Annotated in this window: 11 protein-coding genes and 1 pseudogene; 1 reads left to right on the top strand and 11 read right to left on the bottom strand. The window is 50.8% G+C overall.

Annotated features, from left to right (window positions below; translation table 11 throughout):
• Positions 1-37 precede the first annotated feature (37 nt).
• On the top strand, positions 38-1,264 hold the full coding sequence (gene arsJ, locus ATN88_RS13030; RefSeq protein ID WP_067416513.1) for an organoarsenical effux MFS transporter ArsJ: 1,227 nt from the start codon (positions 38-40) through the stop codon (positions 1,262-1,264).
• A gap of 67 nt (positions 1,265-1,331) precedes the next feature.
• On the opposite strand, the gene ATN88_RS13025 is transcribed toward arsJ, so the two are convergent.
• The 11 genes and pseudogenes from ATN88_RS13025 to ATN88_RS12975 all read right to left on the bottom strand — a co-directional run bounded on the left by ATN88_RS13025 (position 1,332) and on the right by ATN88_RS12975 (position 12,499).
• The gene (locus tag ATN88_RS13025) at positions 1,332-2,057 is read right to left on the bottom strand and encodes a nucleoside phosphorylase (protein WP_067416510.1); all 726 of its coding nucleotides are present in this window, start codon (positions 2,055-2,057) and stop codon (positions 1,332-1,334) included.
• Positions 2,057-2,788 carry a nicotinamide riboside transporter PnuC gene (gene pnuC, locus ATN88_RS13020; RefSeq protein WP_067416507.1) on the bottom strand — a complete coding sequence of 244 codons (732 nt, stop codon included), beginning with the start codon at positions 2,786-2,788 and terminating at the stop codon, positions 2,057-2,059. The genes ATN88_RS13025 and pnuC overlap by 1 nt, the downstream gene beginning before the upstream one ends.
• A 171-nt stretch (positions 2,789-2,959) precedes the next feature.
• Positions 2,960-3,677 (bottom strand): annotated as a pseudogene (locus ATN88_RS13015) (5'-methylthioadenosine/adenosylhomocysteine nucleosidase).
• A 208-nt stretch (positions 3,678-3,885) separates the two neighbouring features.
• Positions 3,886-4,893, bottom strand: coding sequence for a formate dehydrogenase subunit gamma (locus ATN88_RS13010; RefSeq protein WP_067416504.1), 1,008 nt, complete (start codon positions 4,891-4,893; stop codon positions 3,886-3,888).
• A 45-nt stretch (positions 4,894-4,938) separates the two neighbouring features.
• On the bottom strand, positions 4,939-5,547 hold the full coding sequence (gene fdh3B / locus ATN88_RS13005) for a formate dehydrogenase FDH3 subunit beta (RefSeq protein ID WP_067416501.1): 609 nt from the start codon (positions 5,545-5,547) through the stop codon (positions 4,939-4,941).
• Between the two features lie 15 nt (positions 5,548-5,562).
• Complete coding sequence (locus ATN88_RS13000) at positions 5,563-8,418, bottom strand: formate dehydrogenase subunit alpha (protein ID WP_067416498.1); 2,856 nt, start codon at positions 8,416-8,418, stop codon at positions 5,563-5,565.
• Between the two features lie 26 nt (positions 8,419-8,444).
• A complete protein-coding gene (locus tag ATN88_RS12995) occupies positions 8,445-8,651 on the bottom strand; it encodes a twin-arginine translocation signal domain-containing protein (RefSeq protein ID WP_067416494.1) in 207 nt (68 codons plus the stop codon).
• Between the two features lie 66 nt (positions 8,652-8,717).
• The gene (locus tag ATN88_RS12990; protein WP_067416490.1) at positions 8,718-9,332 is read right to left on the bottom strand and encodes a TorD/DmsD family molecular chaperone; all 615 of its coding nucleotides are present in this window, start codon (positions 9,330-9,332) and stop codon (positions 8,718-8,720) included.
• Positions 9,333-9,341: 9 nt separating this feature from the next.
• On the bottom strand, positions 9,342-11,108 hold the full coding sequence (locus tag ATN88_RS12985) for a 4Fe-4S dicluster domain-containing protein (protein WP_332308897.1): 1,767 nt from the start codon (positions 11,106-11,108) through the stop codon (positions 9,342-9,344).
• A gap of 217 nt (positions 11,109-11,325) precedes the next feature.
• Positions 11,326-12,054 carry a DUF3306 domain-containing protein gene (locus ATN88_RS12980; RefSeq protein ID WP_067416487.1) on the bottom strand — a complete coding sequence of 243 codons (729 nt, stop codon included), beginning with the start codon at positions 12,052-12,054 and terminating at the stop codon, positions 11,326-11,328.
• Positions 12,044-12,499: a DUF3305 domain-containing protein gene (locus ATN88_RS12975; RefSeq protein ID WP_067416485.1), complete on the bottom strand. Its 456-nt coding sequence runs from the start codon at positions 12,497-12,499 to the stop codon at positions 12,044-12,046. Before ATN88_RS12975 ends, ATN88_RS12980 begins: the two co-directional genes overlap by 11 nt.
• Positions 12,500-12,611: the final 112 nt, after the last annotated feature.

Here is a 12,611-nt window from a genome sequence, read left to right as displayed (position 1 = left end):
AGGAGCTGCGTTTGCAGCTCCTTTTAAGAGAGCCATTATGCTGTCTCAACTTAACTCTCATGTTCGCCAGTACATGCTGGTGACATTCAATTACTGGAATTTCACCGTCACCGATGGCGCTCTGCGCATGTTGGTGGTGCTCTATTTCTACGACCTCGGCTATTCGAGCCTCGAAATCGCCTCGCTGTTCCTCTTCTATGAATTTTTTGGCGTTGTCACCAATTTGATTGGCGGCTGGCTGGGCGCGAGACTCGGTCTCAACCGCACCATGAACATAGGGTTAGGCATGCAGATCCTTGCACTGTCTATGCTTGCTGTTCCGTCAGCGTGGCTGAGTATTCCTTGGGTCATGGCAGCTCAAGCCATGTCGGGTATCGCCAAAGATCTCAACAAGATGAGTGCAAAAAGCTCCATCAAAACCTTGGTGCCTGAAGACGCACAAGGTGCGTTGTATAAATGGATTGCAATTCTGACAGGCTCGAAGAATGCGCTTAAAGGGGCAGGTTTCTTCCTAGGTGGTGCGCTTCTGTCATTGATTGGCTTCCAATATGCCGTTGCAGCGATGGCGGGCGTATTGTTACTGGTCTTTATCGGTAGTGTGCTTTTCCTGAAATCAGACATGGGTAAAGCGAAAACCAAACCTAAGTTCTCCGAGATTTTCTCCAAATCGAGCAGCGTGAACATTCTGTCTGCAGCGCGCATGTTCCTGTTTGGCGCGCGCGATGTCTGGTTTGTGATTGCCCTTCCGATTTATCTGGGCTCTACCTTTGGGTGGGACCACAGTGCGGTGGGTGCTTTCCTTGCGACCTGGGTTATTTGCTATGGCTTTATCCAAGGGATTGCACCAAAGATCACAGGCAAAGCATCAGGACGGACGCCAGAAGGTAAAGCCGCGATTTACTGGGCGATGTTGCTAGCAGCGGTGACTGGCGTGATTGCGTTTAGCGTTCAACAACAATGGCACCCAGAGGTGGTTATCATTGTCGGTCTAATGCTGTTTGGTGCGGTATTTGCGGTTAACTCTTCACTGCATTCGTATCTGATTGTCAGCTACGCAAAAGGTGATGGCGTATCGCTGGATGTCGGCTTCTACTACATGGCCAACGCGATGGGACGTTTGATTGGTACCATTCTGTCAGGATGGGTATTCCAGTTGTGGGGATTTGCGGCGTGTCTGTGGGTATCGTTTGCCTTCCTCGCTATCACCACTGTGATTTCTTTCTGGCTGCCGGATAGCAAAGCCAACAAAGTCGCACACTCTTAATATCGCTCAGCTAGCAACAAAAAAGCGGCCACATTTGTGACCGCTTTTTTATTTGGTTAGCCGAGCTTTACTGCGCCGTTAGCGCATGGAGTGCTGCAAGGGAAGCCAATGTCTCCCCTTCCATTGTCGCTGACTCGCTGTCCACGTATTGTGCGATACCCTCAGAAATGTCTTCTTCGAATAGCACGACATTGTTCAGTACTGCTGCGGTGCGAAGGCCACGTAGACGGCCCACAGTGAAGAGTGCTGATGTTTCCATGTCACAACCCAACACACCTTTTTTGTTCCACGCGTGGCAAATTTCTAGCTCATCATCGCGGTAGAAGCTGTCGTGAGAGCGCACGATACCGGAATAGAACGGCTTATTTTGCGCATTGAGGTAGTTCGCCATTGCGCCCACCAGCTCAAAGCTTGCCAGTGCCGGATAGGTTGCTGAAACATAGGCATGAGAGCCACCTTCATCGCGCACCGCACCTTCAGCCAGAATCAACTCACCCAGACCAATGCCGTGTTGAATCGCACCACATGAGCCCACGCGAATGAACGATTTCGCGCCACACAAACGCAGCTCTTCAAGGGCAATGATCAGTGACGGTGCACCGATACCACAGCTGCTCACCGTAATGTCTTTACCCTGAAACGTGCCTTTAAACAAACGGTACTCGCGGTTCTCAGCCAGAAACTCTTTGTCTTCTAACAGGTCTGCGATTCGGTCTGCGCGCGCGGGATCGCCACACAGCACCACGCGCTCACTGACTTGGGTTTCATCGACACAAATATGCGGCTGTTTCATTACGCCGTTGCCTCTTCTTTGTAGGTTTTATTATTTTTTGCCAATTGTGACCATTCACGCGCACCATTGGCCGCAATGAATAGCAGAATAGAATATTGGATGGACAGCACGTATACGCCTTGGGCTGCATACAAGCCCACGCTGATGATGTTAATCACCACCCATAGCAGCCAGTTTTCGACGTATTTGCGGGTCATCAGGATCTGCGCAACCACAGACAGAACCGTGACTGCAGAATCCCAGAATGGGAACGCATCAGGCTGAAGCACGGGATCTGCTAGACCCGCTCCAAAAGCGTTTAACACGTCCACCATCACATTGGCGAATGCGAAGAAAACTGGGTCGATGTAAAGCGTTAGCAGAGCAACAGAAATCACACTGATAACGGCAGTGACCATCAGTTTTTGCTTGTCCAGCCAACGCACAGCAAGCGTGTCACCTGATGCTGTTGGACGCGTCCACGCGTACCAGCCATAGATGTTCGCGCAGAAGAAGAAAATCTGGAGAAGAAGCAGTGCGTAAAGCTGGATTTGATAAAAAATAATGGCAAACAGGGTGACGTTCAAAAGACCAAACAGATAGTTAATGGTCTTTTCTTTACTCGCAAACCAAATGCACAGCAAGCCAAACACAGCCGCGATGGCCTCAATCCAAGACATGGCATAGCCACCCGCGCCGATTGGGATGTTAACGAGAGTGTTATTGATATCTAGCAGTTCGAAAATGTTCATTTTGTCGCCCTGTGGGAAATTGAGGTTTGATGTTAATCCCTGTTAAAAAGCATCAGGGAGGACAAAAGTCCTCCCTGATTTGCGCCTGATCTCGTTTATCGAAATTGCTGTCCTGCCAATTTCGTTTCGCTAGCCAAACAAGACCAACGTGACTTATTTAGGTAGCACGAATTACTTCATGCGGCTTAGCATATTCAAGGTGATAGCCACAGAGTTGTCCGCAGTCACTTGTTTAGCTTCTGAGTACACCATGTGCGCCGAACCGTCCGCTTTGTCTGAAATGGTACGGATCACTACCAGTGGAATGTCCAGCATGTCGGTGACTTGCGCTACGGCCGCACCCTCCATTTCTACCGCCAGCGCATTGAACTCTTCTTGCAGCTCTTTAACCACGGCTTTATCGGCAATGAACTGATCGCCCGTTGCGATGATACCCGCGTGTACGCGTGATTCACCCATAGCATCATTCGCCGCTTCTACAGCGAGTGCCTGAAGTGCTTTGTCTGCATAAAAATATCTGTCGTCGTAGCCACTCAGTTGGCCTTTCGGCGCGCGAAGGTGGTGAGGTCAACATCGTGCTGCACCAACGCCGTTGAGATAACCACATCAGCCACATTCAATGCTGGTGACGCTGCACCAGCAATACCGGTAAAGATGATGCTTTGGACGTTGAAGTCTTAATCAACACATAGGTGGTAATCGCTGCATTCACTTTACCCACACCTGAACGGGCAACAACAACAGGTTTTCCGTCGATAGTGCCTGTGTAGTAGGTGTTTGCTGAGATTTGGTGAACCTGTTTGTTATCGATTTCTGGCAGAAGTTTTTCAATCTCTGCATCCATCGCACCTAACAGCGCAATCGGCTGTTCTGCTGCTTGTAGAGTCATAGAAAACGTCGAAAGAACCAAGGAAAGAGAAAGAAGTAATTTACGCATAATTGCTGCTAAAAGGTTGAGAGACGCGCATCATACCGCCAATTTCGGAAAAGAAAAGATAAAAGCAAACGTTTGCGCAATCGATAACCAATCGAATGAATACAACCAAAATAAAAGAGCCCGCAACAAGCGAGCTCTTTAAACAGTTTACCGTTTTACATCAGGTACTTCGCTGCTCATCACCTGATGCTTGTGATTTTTGCTCTGTGGATTCAGGCGCGTTTTCCACTTCTTCATACCAGATTTTGTGGTGTTGCTTAGCCCAGCTTTCATCAACATATCCTGTCGCCATGCCTTCGAGCGCACCTTCCGTCCCTACGGTACCAATGTAAATGTGGCCGAGAGCCGCCGCAAAAAGCCCAAGCGAGGCTACTGCATGAATGATGTTGGCGATTTGCATGTCTTGACGGGTTTGACCGAAGATAGGGAAATCAAGCACCAGACCGCTGATGCACACCACCACACCGACCGTAGCGAGCAGCCAGAACCACACTTTCTCACCGGCATTACAGAAGCCCGCATCAGGGTGCTTTCCATTTGGCAAAATACCGCCACCTTGCTTGAACCACTCAATGTCCGTTTTGTTGAAGAAGTTGTTCTTCATCCACTTAATCAACATGCAAAGCAGACCTAACACAAACAACGGACCCAAGTAGTTATGAAGCACTTTGGCCCCGTTGATGATGGCTCCCCACACATCAAGCGGGACTATCGGCAGAATGAAGTGCTTACCGTAAAGTAGCACCACACCCGAAAAGCCAAGGATGAGGAAATTGATGGCGGTAAACCAATGCATGGCTCGCTCAAATGGCGTCCAGCGCAGCACTTTTTTACCCGTTCGCTCATGAGAGAGCTGAATACGCCCCGCCCACAAATAAAAGAGCAATAAACTGCCCGCAGACCCGCCAAGGAACAGCAGCCCCATTGGGCTCACCCACTCATTGCGAACTTCTCGCCAACGCTGTCCGACAACGTTGATAAGTTGCGCGTGTTCCATCTGAGGTGATGTAGATTTCCCGGCTTCGCCCTCTCTGAGCTTGTGCCAAAACTCAGCCCCGGTCAGCTGAATCATCTCGCCATCGGCATTAAACCTGTCCTGCTTTTCAAGATCCGCATAAGCACCGAATGTGGTTATCACCAAAAGCATGGCGATCAATGTACGTAACATATCTCCTCCTTGCGAGGCAGAGCTTCCTCTGCCTCGTTCCATGCTTTAAGAGTTACCAGATGCGTCGTACGCTAACTCGTCACCGTCTGTCCAACCTGCCCCTTTCGCACCACGCTCAACCACGCGTTGACGGAAGATGTCGGAGATTTTCGATGCATCACCCGCCAGCAGTGCTTTGGTTGAACAAAACTCTGCACAAAGTGGCAATTTACCTTCGGCAATACGGTTAGCACCATAAAGCTCTTTTTCTAGCGCAGAACCATCCGGGGCTGGGCCACCTGCACAGAAAGTACATTTATCCATCTTGCCTCGCTCACCGAACGCGGCAGTGCTTGGGAATTGTGGCGCACCAAATGGACACGCAAAGAGACAGTAACCACAACCAATACAGGTTTCTTTGTTGTGCAGCACGATGCCTTCATCAGTGCGATAGAAGCAATCCGCCGGACACACCGCCATACACGGCGCGTCAGCACAGTGCATACACGCCACGGATACCGAATTTTCACCCGGTTCACCGTCGTTAAGGGTTACCACGCGGCGACGTTGAATACCCCAGGTCACCACTTCCGAGTTTGCGTTTGAACATGCGGTCACACAGCCGTTGCACTCAATGCAGCGTTTGGTATCGCAGAGAAATTTCATATCAGCCATAATGTGTTCCCTCCGTTACGCTGCTGAGATTTTGCACAGGGTGACTTTGGTTTCCTGCATCACTGTGACAGGGTCATAACCGTAAGTCGTTGCTGTATTACATGCCTCACCCACCACATAAGGTTCAGAGCCTTCTGGGTATTTCGGCAACAAGCTTTCCCCTTCAAACACCCCACCGAAGTGGAACGGCATAAAGGCCAAGCCTTCTTTAACACGCGGCGTGATCATGGCTTTCACTTTCACGCGGCCTTTCTCAGCACCTTCAACCCACACATCCTGACCATCCAAAATGCCGAGATTGTTGGCATCAACGATGTTGATTTCGACGAACATTTCACGTTGAAGCGTTGCAAGCCAAGGGTTAGAGCGCGTTTCTTCACCACCACCTTCGTATTCAACGATACGGCCCGAGGTGAGAATAATGGGGTACTCAGATGCTACATCGATGTCTTGAATCGACTTATAGAGCGTTGGTAGACGGTAGATATCGGCTTTGTCATCCCACGTTGGGTATTCAGCAATAAGGTCACGACGAGGGGTAAACAGCGGCTCACGGTGAAGCGGAACACGGTCTGGGAAGGTCCAGACAATGGCTCGGGCTTTTGCGTTGCCGTAAGGCATACAACCATGCGCTATCGCAACACGCTGGATACCGCCTGAGAGGTCCGTTTTCCAGTTTTTGCCTTCTGCCGCCGCTTTTTCTTCCGCGGTGAGATCGTCCCACCAGCCGAGTTGCTTGAGCATTTTGTCAGTGAATTCAGGGTAACCGTCTTCGAGTTCACAGCCTTTGGAGTAACTATCGACAGCGAGCAAGTTTTGCCCTTCATATTCCACCCCAAAGCGAGCGCGGAAGTTACCGCCGCCTCGCGCCACTTCTTTCGAGGTATCGTAAAGAATGTGTGTGCCCGGGTGGCCAAGTTCTGGGGTTCCCCAACACGGCCAAGGCAGACCATAGGTTTCACCATTGAGAGGACCACCTTCGGCTTCAAGAGAGGTAAAGTTGAAGGTATGCCAATTTTGCTGATGCAGCTTCAAGCGCTCAGGGCTTTGACCCGTCATGCCGATCGTCCACATGCCTTTGTTGAACTCACGGGTGATGTCTTCAATCACTGGCTCGGTGCCATTGACCTGAATGTTTTTAAACAGCTGATCGGAGAAGCCCAGTTTCTTCGAGAGCAAGTACATGATCTCGTGATCAGGCTTGGAGTCGAACAGCGGGTCAATCACTTGCGAACGCCATTGAATCGAACGGTTTGACGCTGTGACCGACCCAAAGGTCTCAAACTGCGTGGTCGCAGGTAACAAATACACGCCGTTCTTACGTTGGTTCATGACCGCAGCAACGGTTGGATAAGGGTCGACAATCACCATCATATCCAGCTCGTTCATGGCTTTTCGCATGTCCTGACCACGGGTTTGCGAGTTCACCGCATGCCCCCAGTAGAACATGGCGCGCACATTGTTTTTCTGCGCGATTTTGTCTTTGTCTTCGAGAACACCATCAATCCAGCGCGATACCGGAATACCGTTGCTGTGCATGGGGAAGGTGCCTTCGTATTCATTGGGGTCAAAGCGGCCTTTTATCCACTCGAAGTCAACGTCCCATACTTTTGACCAGTGTTTCCACGCGCCTTCAGACAGACCGTAATAACCCGGCAGCGTATGAGACAGCAAACCAAGATCAGTTGCGCCTTGCACGTTGTCGTGACCACGGAAGATGTTGGCACCACCGCCCGATTTACCTAAGTTACCCAGTGCCAGTTCCAGCACACAGTAAGCACGGGTATTGTTGTTACCTGTGGTGTGTTGCGTGCCGCCCATACACCAGACCACACAACCTGGACGGTTCTGCGCCAGCATTTTCGCCGCCGTTTCCATCTGCTCTGGTGTCGCGCCAGAGACTTTTTCCACCACTTCAGGTGGCCACTTCGCCACTTCCTCACGGATTTCATCCATGCCGAATACGCGCTGGTGAATGAACTCTTTATCTTCCCAGTTGTTTTTGAAGATATGCCACAGCAAGCCCCAGACCACCGCAATGTCCGTACCCGGACGTAAGTAGAAATGGTGATCCGCTTTTGCTGCGGTGCGTGAGCGACGAGGGTCAGCAACCACTATCTTGCAGTCATTCTTTTCTTTGGCGATCAGAATGTGTTGCATGGCAACGGGATGCGCTTCTGCAGGGTTAGAGCCGATAAACAAAATGGATTTGCAGTTGTGCATGTCGTTGAACGAGTTGGTCATCGCACCATAACCCCAAGTATTTGCGACACCCGCTACCGTGGTGGAGTGACAAATACGCGCTTGGTGGTCAACATTATTGGTACCCCAAAGCGAGGCCATTTTGCGGAAAAGATACGCTTGTTCGTTGTTGAACTTGGCCGAGCCAAGGAAGTACACCGAGTCTGGACCCAGCTTTTCACGAATGTCGAGCACCTTGTCGCCCACTTCTGTGATGGCTTGATCCCAGCTGATTTTCTGCCATTTCCCGTCCACCAGCTTCATGGGGTACTTGAGTCTGCGCTCTCCATGCCCATGTTCGCGAAGTGCTGCGCCTTTCGCACAGTGACCGCCTGCATTAAAAGGATGGTCAAAGGCAGGTTCTTGATCTGTCCAAACCCCATCTTGCACACCCGCATAAACGCCACAGCCTACCGAGCAGTGAGTACAGATGGTGCGTTTCATCTCTTTTGGTTTGTTCGGGTCAACATCTTTTGCTGTGGCTTTCTTCATCATGCCCGGAACGAACATACCTGCTGCCGCAGCACCACCTGCCGCCGCAATCGTGGTATTGCGCATAAAGGCTCGGCGAGACACACCCAGCTGCTTTTCGTCCTTACTGACTGAATCTGAACGTTTGGTTAGTTTCATCATCAAACTCCATCAATCACAGTGGGTTATAGCGAGTCGTAGTAGTCGCGGATATGCTGCGTTTCGCGATAGCCAGACGCTTTTTCTTCCTCTGGCTTCACCACGGTGACTTCCGCTTGCACTGAGGTCGATGCGACCGTTGAAACGGCACCTGCAGCGGCTGCTACGCCCAGTCCCTTCAGAAACTGACGTCGAGACTCCTGCGTTGCGTTTTCCTTTTTGCTATCCGACATGACTTGCTCCTTATGCTTCTCCAGTACCGACTGGTATGACTGCACCGCGACAAACTCGCGTGCTGTCTACCAAGGGCGCTGTGTAAAACGGGTCTTTTCTATAATCAAAAACTGTTTCGCCAATTCAGCGACCGCGGTGTAAAACACCGACGATTGCGCGCGCTTGACGTCGTCGCAAAACTTCTCAAACCAAGGGGCCAAGTGGCGATTAAAAAACGCGGCCTGTTCCGTCGGTTCTGTGTCTTCCAGCAACATCGCCATGACTTCCAGCAATGCTGCGAAATGATCTTCCGGCTCTTTCGTTTCTTCCTGACGCTCAAACCCAAGTCTGCGCAGATCTTGGCGCAAAATCGCCAAAGGCAGTTCCATCAATGAGCCTGTCAGGTACCAAGAGCCATAAGGCACTATCTCGCCGCGGCCAACGCCGATAAACAGCAATTGATATTCGTCTGCACATTGAAACGGGCTGGTTTTAAACGCGGACAACTTAAGCACTGACCATGCTGCTGCCATACCCGGCGAATGTTCATCGCCGTCAACTTCCACCGTTGAAAGCCACTCCAAGGTGTCTTCATCCGGTGGTTGTCTGAAAAGATGCGCCAGCAAGCCATAAATGCTTTGACGAATTTGGTTCTCTTCGTTGCTGATATCGTCGATGTGAATCGTCTCTTGCATCGCCATTTCCGTCTCCTAGAGCTTGAGTGTCTTTTCAGGGTTCTTCGCCAAATCAGTCACTATGTCTCGGACCCGACAGTCCTCGCACATGGATAACCGCTTGATGGCGTCTTCCTGGAAATGGCTGTGATTACGCAGCTTCTCGATGAGCATGTTGACCATCGAAGCGGGCGCAAAAGGTTTGCCGCAGCTAATACATTCGGCAGCGGCTTCTTGATGAATAATGGATCGGGTTTGACGAGCGTCTGCGTCCCAGTTGTATCCGGGGGACAAGGTGATGACCGACTCCGGGCAGCTCTTTTCACACAGTCCACACTGCACACAATCTTGCTCACGGAATGAAATACCCGGCTTGTCGCCCAGTGCATTTAACGCATCAGTCGGACACACCGCGACACACCCCATACAAAGGGTGCAATCGTTCGTATTGATCTCGATACGGCCGTAAGGCGTGCCAACCGGCACATCACTCACTTGCGGTTCCACATTGCGGTTGGAGGCCAATCCATCCAAGGCGGCTGCGAGTCGCTCGCGTTTTGAACCAGCAATGACAATGTCTGGACAGACATTGGAGACATGGCCGCTATTTGCTGACTGAGTGACAGAGTCACTGCGGCACAAGACAATGCAGTCTTCTGGCAATCCCAAGGCCGTCAAAAACGCGTGCGCTGCCGACAACTCGGTATCAATCACCGCACGCGTTTTGGCGTGCAGTGACGACGTTTCAAAGAGAAGGACGCGCGATGCACCAAAGGCGAGTGCGCTGAACCAGGTATCGATACCAACAGAAGCCAATTCCTCTATTCGAACGGGAAGAACATTCTCAGGAAACGAGCCTGCGTTCGCCTCGAGCTCAGACTCGTCTGATTCTGCGTAGAAAAGGACAACAGGGGATTGTCCGTTCGCTTCCAAGTAAACCGTCAGCAGTTGATGGAGATAGTTTTGGATATGCTCTGCTTCTGGCAAGGCATAGCTAATCGCTTCTGTGGGGCAGGCTGTTGCACACGACCCCATGCCCTGACAAAGATAAGGGTTGATGGTGATTTTGTTATCGACCGATTCCAGCGCGTTAGCAGAACATGCATCGATACAACGCGTGCACCCTTCAAGGCCGCGAGAGAAATGCGCGCATTTCTCTGTATCTAAGCGGAAAAACTTCGGCTTATCGAAGGTACCAATGGTGTCTGACAAAGCCTCCAGCGCATCAGTTTCTGACACCGAACCGCGCCCCACAGCGTAGTAGCCAAGTGGTGGTAATTCAGCGTCGTGTATGCCGTCTTCAGACAGGTCAATAATCAGGTCGAAATGCTGACCACCAAACGCAATCTGAGACAGGCTTTGCTCGGTCAGTTGATGAGTCACCCATACGTCAAATGCACCGAGAAAACCCGCAATACGAACGGATGAAGAATAATAAGGGGTGATGGTTGGAATTGGAGTTTGGGAGTCATCAAGGTATAAGAAGGTGCATTGCGTCAGTTGCTCCGAAGACATCTGGTTGGCAAAACCCGAAACCCGCTCCCCTGAACCAACAACAAGTGTCCGCCCCCGAGATTCAAAACTCACGGTCGGCGGGATAAGATTTCCAACACGCACGGCACGCCGCATCGCTTCTGCACGAGCGACGCCATTTGCACTTGCAGTATCCGCTGCCTGCGTCTCTACAATCTGTCCAATTGATTGCTTTGCTGTCGACATTGTCTCTTTAACTGTTTGTTTTAATTCGTTGGCATCACCGACCTTGGATAGCTCGGCCGCCTGCGGCTTGTTGTTTGCGTCCATGTATCTCCACCTTGTTGTCACCACCCTCTTGTACGCGAATGGTTGACGTCTTAAGAAGCGTGCACTGGAACCCTGCTGTTAAAGGCTTCACTTTCAATCCGTTAGCGTGTCAGCAGTGAGTGCTATCAAGCTGGAAAAACGGGCTTTGTAATAAGCTCCTTCTCTTATCAGCAAGTAGCGAACCAGCATTGAAGGAAAAAAAATGACCTAAACGGAGTCAGGATCCGTTCGAATTCTTATCAACGTGAGAAGTTGAGACATTTTGTCCCAGCTCATCGGACAAAATGTCCCTTGTTACTTCATGGGTACTTTTTGTCGCACCTATTTCAGGGGTTTCTGTTTGCGTAGCGTCATCGCTTTTCGTTACCTCATCTTCGGACGTGACGTTACCTTGGTCTGCTTCAGCCTCGGAGGCTTGCATTTCTTGGTGTGATTCAGCTTGTTCTGGTGTCAATTGTGATGATTCTTCGGCAGTCTCTACCTCATCAGAAACCGCAATGTCTTCTGGCTCGTCCTTGGTGATTTTCAGCTTCTCTTTGGTCCAATGGCGCAAGGTTTCTGCTACTTCGGGGGCAAGGTTTTTCGCTTTGGAGTAGTCGAGATCGTAGTCATTCATGCCATCAAGAACATGGTAAGCCTCCCCTTGAAATAGCTTTCTAAGGGCGGCTTTTTTCACCTCGGCAGAGATGCCTTTGGCAAGAAATGCCGCCGCGGAATCCCCATCTTTGAGCTTATGAACGTCTTCCATGGTCAATGCAGGTTCAGCGTCTTCCTCATTGTCCGGTTGCTCCAGTTCAGGTGCGTCAGCAGGGCATTCCGCGTCCTTCTCAGCAGAAGGTTCCGGCGCACTAGTCACCGTTTCTTCAAACTCTTCTGTCTCTTGTTCTCGCTCTTCCGACTCCAGTTTTCGCTTAGACCAGCGGGAAAGAAATGACTTATCGGCCACTCGCCCTCCCCGCGCCTTTCTTGCGCTTTTTCTTTGGCTGTTCGATAAGCTCACCATGGCGTCCGATAAAGGCTTCCATCCATGCCTGAACCGCTAACGGGATGGTGATGGTCAGCACTAAGTAGTCACCATCAAGGTGGCTCGCTGCGACGGTCTGAGAGGCGGATATTCTGAGCGGGACAACACTTTCGTCTTCCCTAACTTCAAAGATAAAAAACAGGTGAGGGTCGCTTGAGCTGAGGTTAAATCGGTAGTCTGTTCGCTCGTCGCGGTAGAGGGTTAACGTCAGTGATGGTAGCCCTTCTTCCAACTCGCTCTCGTCGGTGGGCAAATTCACTCGCCCAAGGGTTCTGCGGTTTGTCATCCAGCGGCCTACCTGCACTTCCTCATCAATGAGCTCGTATTGAATAAGCCAATGGTTCGGGGATTTTATGGTTTCTGTCACGTCTTGCTCCTTGCACGTCGTTGGGCTGTTTTCCGCCCATTGATGCGTTTCAATAAAGAGCTAAAAAGCAAAACACATACCACCGACGGAAGGCTGGAACAGGAATTGCTTC

It is taken from the genome of Enterovibrio coralii, assembly GCF_001559595.1.
In the GTDB taxonomy this organism is placed as follows: domain Bacteria; phylum Pseudomonadota; class Gammaproteobacteria; order Enterobacterales; family Vibrionaceae; genus Enterovibrio; species Enterovibrio coralii.
Note: the sequence above shows the minus strand (reverse complement) of the source record. Positions and strands in the feature narration are given on the sequence as shown.

Coding starts and splice junctions, on each gene's coding strand:
- arsJ (WP_067416513.1), top strand. CDS start 38: ATGCTGTCTCAACTTAACTCTCATGTTCGCCAGTACATGCTGGTGACA.
- ATN88_RS13025 (WP_067416510.1), bottom strand. CDS start 2,057: ATGAAACAGCCGCATATTTGTGTCGATGAAACCCAAGTCAGTGAGCGC.
- pnuC (WP_067416507.1), bottom strand. CDS start 2,788: ATGAACATTTTCGAACTGCTAGATATCAATAACACTCTCGTTAACATC.
- ATN88_RS13010 (WP_067416504.1), bottom strand. CDS start 4,893: ATGTTACGTACATTGATCGCCATGCTTTTGGTGATAACCACATTCGGT.
- fdh3B (WP_067416501.1), bottom strand. CDS start 5,547: ATGGCTGATATGAAATTTCTCTGCGATACCAAACGCTGCATTGAGTGC.
- ATN88_RS13000 (WP_067416498.1), bottom strand. CDS start 8,418: ATGAAACTAACCAAACGTTCAGATTCAGTCAGTAAGGACGAAAAGCAG.
- ATN88_RS12995 (WP_067416494.1), bottom strand. CDS start 8,651: ATGTCGGATAGCAAAAAGGAAAACGCAACGCAGGAGTCTCGACGTCAG.
- ATN88_RS12990 (WP_067416490.1), bottom strand. CDS start 9,332: ATGGCGATGCAAGAGACGATTCACATCGACGATATCAGCAACGAAGAG.
- ATN88_RS12985 (WP_332308897.1), bottom strand. CDS start 11,108: ATGGACGCAAACAACAAGCCGCAGGCGGCCGAGCTATCCAAGGTCGGT.